The 4,054-nt window shown below is 52.6% G+C and carries 3 protein-coding genes and 1 pseudogene; 3 read left to right on the top strand and 1 reads right to left on the bottom strand.

Features of this window, described 5'->3' with window-relative positions; all coding sequences use genetic code 11:
• Together FW764_RS27965 and FW764_RS27960 are read left to right on the top strand one after the other, a co-directional pair.
• Positions 1 to 2,201 (top strand): DUF637 domain-containing protein (locus FW764_RS27965; RefSeq protein WP_446436712.1); only part of this gene is annotated, 2,201 nt, incomplete at its 5' end.
• Positions 2,202 to 2,209: 8 nt separating this feature from the next.
• Positions 2,210 to 2,491 carry a hypothetical protein gene (locus FW764_RS27960; protein WP_446436711.1) on the top strand — a complete coding sequence of 94 codons (282 nt, stop codon included), beginning with the start codon at positions 2,210 to 2,212 and terminating at the stop codon, positions 2,489 to 2,491.
• Between the two features lie 213 nt (positions 2,492 to 2,704).
• Here the strand turns inward: FW764_RS27960 and FW764_RS27955 are convergent, their stop codons facing one another.
• Positions 2,705 to 2,977, bottom strand: a complete 273-nt coding sequence (locus FW764_RS27955; RefSeq protein WP_446436710.1) for a hypothetical protein — start codon at positions 2,975 to 2,977, stop codon at positions 2,705 to 2,707.
• 653 nt (positions 2,978 to 3,630) lie between these two features.
• Here FW764_RS27955 and FW764_RS27950 point away from each other — a divergent pair.
• Positions 3,631 to 4,054, top strand: a pseudogene (locus FW764_RS27950) (hypothetical protein); the annotation flags it as partial.

Here is a 4,054-nt window from a genome sequence, read left to right as displayed (position 1 = left end):
TGCTCAGCGCTGGGAAGGACTTGGCGATGATTGCCAGTCGTGTCAGTGCTGGGGATGAGGCGTATCTGGTGGCGGGTGGCAACCTGGCGTTGCTGTCGGCGCAAGACAGTGATTACTCGCTGTATGACATGAAGAAGAAGGGCAGTTGGGGCAGCAAGGAAACCCAGCGTGATGAAGTCACTCAGGTCACGAACATCGGCAGCCAGATCACCAGTGGCGGCAATCAGACCCTGCAAAGCGGTGGGGACCAGCTGTATCAAGGCGCTAAGCTCGACAGTGGCGGGGATATTGCGATTGTCAGTGGCGGGGCGGTGACGTTTGAGGCGGTCAAGGACCTGCATCAGGAGAGTCATGAGAAGAGCAATAACAATGCCTTCTGGGTGTCCTCCAAAGGCAAAGGTAATACCGACGAGAGCGTGCGTCAGACTCAGATGGTTGCCGCCGGGAATATTGCGATCAAAGCGGTGGATGGACTGAGGATTGACGTTACCCAGGTCAATCAGCAAACCGTTAGTCAGTCTATTGATGCGATGGTTAAGGCTGACCCGCAGTTGGCTTGGCTCAAGGATGCGGAAAAGCGCGGTGATGTGGATTGGCATCAGGTTAAGGAATTTCACGATAGCTTTAAGTACAGCAGCTCGGGGTTGGGGCCGGCTTCGCAGATTATTATTGCGATTGTGATGGCGGCGGTGGTTGGGCCTATGGCGGCCGCTGCGGCGGGTGGCGGGACGGCAGGGGCGGTCGTTGGGGCTGTGGCGTCGGGAGCCTCCACTAACGCAAGCGTCAGCGTCGTCAATAATCGCGGCAACCTCGGCGCGGTGTTTAAAGACGTCACCTCTTCAGATGCGATGAAGGGGTATGTCATTTCGGGGGTAACTGCGGGCCTGACTGCAGGTCTTTTCGATGGCTGGACCGGGACTCAGACCAATCCATCAACGGGAGCGGTAGCACTTAATACCTGGACTGGTGTCGGCCAGTTTGCGGCTAATCAGGCTTTGCAGAACAGTACCTCGACTCTACTGAGCAAGGCTTTGGGGCAAGGCGGTGACTTTGGCGACGCGCTCAAAGGCGCTTTGTTTAATGCGTTGGCAGCTGCAAGTTTCAATGCCGTTGGCGATTTTACACAGGGCAAGCTGACTGATGGTTACCCACCAAAGATACTTGTTCATGCGATGGTCGGCGGGCTGCTTTCCCAAGCTACGGGAGGAGACTTTAAAACGGGGGCGTTGGCGGCTGGTATCAACGAAGCAGTAGTAGGCCACCTGGATGCATTGGTTCATGGTGATAAAACCTTGCTGTCCATGAGCTCTCAGATAGTGGGTGTATTGGCGGCGGCTTCGCAGAATGATGCGGATGCGAGTTCGATCGAGAAGGGTGGCTGGATAGCGAAGAATGCGACGCAGTACAACTATTTACTTCATCATCAAGTGGTGGCAATGCTTGAGGAACTTGATAGCAAGATAACTGACGATGAAAAAAATGAAGTCCGTGAGCGTTACGCGAAAATAGACGAGGATAGCAATAAAGCCCTAGCGTCAGTGTGCAATAATGACCCGAAAATTTGCGAATCGCTTTCAGGTCGGCTTATTGAGGATGAGCCAAAACTTCGGGAGTTGGCTAAATCCCTTGCTTCCCAAGGGCGTGTTGGAGAAGCAACTACAATTGCTTTAATAATAATAGGTAATAACACCACCGCCGGATTAACAATTGCTACTGAGTTAGCTGCGCTGCGAGATGGGGGAGACCCTTTTTGGACCGCTGCTGCTGCTACGTTACTTGGCGCCGTACTTGGAACAGGAAAAGCAGTAAGCTCCACAGGTAACAAAAAAACTAATACAAGCAATTTGTTGGGAATTGGACAGACTAAAGTTGTAGATGGTATAAGTATGACCCGTGTTGGGCGATGGATGTCTTCTACTGAATTAGCCCAAATGCAAAGTAATAATAAACCTTTGCAGGGTGCCGGTGGGATGACCTACGCATCAATCATCGGACCAGATGATTTCAGGGGGCGGGCAACTAAAGGTGCTTTGTATGTTGAATTTGATGTTCCCACAAAAAGTCTGGTGAAGGGGGGGGAGGATGGATGGGTGAAGATGATTGGACCCGATGCGGCAAAGTCACAACAGTTCAAACTAAATAAACAGGGCGGTGAGCACTTGCCAATGGTAAAAAATATTTCGGTATTGGATTTTAAGTGAGGGGTATTATGGATATTGGACAGTTTGAAGAAAAAATCAAACCGTTGCTGGGGAGGTATTTGTTGGAGCGATCGTCGTTTGAAAATGGAGACTTTGGAAATCTCGATCGAATCGAGATAGAGGGGTGTAACATTTTAGCAACCATTGATTTTTGGTCTAAAGGGTGGATATCTATTGATGTTTACGATTGCCTTGGCGAAGAACAGATAATGAATGTCTTACTTTCGCCCGACAAGGCAGACCGCATACCTGGCGAGTTTAATAAGCTTTTAGCTATATTGATTTCATGATGTTGATCGTAGGAAAATAGTGGCGGATTCTGAGGGCTTGGGGCTGAGGAAAAAGGAGAATGGATGATTTTCCTCTGGGTGTTAGAGCAAAAAAACGGGGTCAGACCCTGAGAGATGCCCGCAAATCTACTCCAAACTTTGCGCCTGATGATGCACCTCATCACGCAGAGCATGCTCCAATATTTCCAACTGCTCTCGATTACCGAAAGCTGTTCAACTGCGCCAGTATTCCGGGCCTAAGCGCCACAATGAAAGTACTCGTCTCTCTTTGAGGCTGTTGCTTTGATAGCGCCGTTCCAATTGGTTCTCCCGTGCCTGCAATCCTGGTAAGAATATGAGGTAGTTGGCCAAGGCGGTAATCAACAGAAGCACTTCGATGCGCTTTGGACATTGGCTTCGATGCAGATTCAGTCCCAATCCCAAGTGCTCACTTTTTACATCCCGGAAGTCTTCTTCGATCTGCATACGCAGCTTATAAATCGCCACGATTTTTGCTGGGTTTCACTCGCTTTGCGACAAGTTGCTGGCAAGCAACCACGGCTCGCGCGCGTGTCTGGCGGACTGCCGGCTTAGCCTGCTTCTGGCGATTGAGCCCCTAGCGCGTTGGTGTTTGCGGCCCTTGGTTGAGTGATGGGCCCAGTACACTTCGACGAAGTGAGGGGCGCTACGTGTTATCTATACACGGCTTAACGACTTAGGTGATGAGGTGGCCAGAGCGTACAAATTCTTCACCGGTTGCCAGTCATTTTCTTCGCGACGATAATACGAAAAGGGGACGGATTTATTTAACTTTTCGAGATGCTACGTCGCTTAAATAAAGCTTTCTCCTTTTCGCGGCATGCGGCATTGACGCCAGTGCACGCGCGGTCAATGCTGCCGGTGTCGGCAGTGCCGATGACGTCGTGCAGCAACCCGGTCGCACGACCGCTGGTGATATTGCGCATGTCGACGGCATCGCGGCGTTAAGTGGCAGTGCCCAACCCGCCGTCGACCTTTCGCCGGTCCTGGTTGAGCGAGATGCACGGGTTGCTGTTACCGCGCCTGAGCGCCCGGCTTCGCTCCCAACGCTTGCTCCGCATGACGCCGTGGCCACCGTTGCGATTCAAGCCAGTGCACCACCGAGCGCGGTAGGCGCCCAAGCCATCAGCCGCGTGCAAGGCCTGCCCGCTAGAAGCGGCGTGTCGCAAGCGCACAAATACCTGATTGAAACTAACCCCGTGCTCACCGACATGAAGCAATTCATGAGCTCGGACTACCTGCTCTCTGGCCTGGGCTACAACCCGGACGAGAGCGCCAAGCGCCTGGGCGATGGTTTCTACGAACAGCGCCTGGTCCAACAAGCTGTCGTGGCACGCACCGGTCAACGCTTTCTCGACGGGCAAACCACCGACGAGAAACTGTTCAAACACCTGATGGACAACGCCATCGCCAGCAAGCAAACACTGAACCTGGCCGTGGGTGTCAGCCTGACTTCGGAACAAGTCGCGGCCCTGACCCACGACATCGTCTGGCTGGAAAGAAGCGTGGTCAACGGCGAAGAAGTGCTGGTGCCGGTGCTGTACT

It is taken from the genome of Pseudomonas sp. 1152_12 (assembly GCF_052850675.1).
The sequence above is the reverse complement of the archived record's forward strand: the minus strand, read 5'-3'. Positions and strand labels throughout refer to the sequence as shown.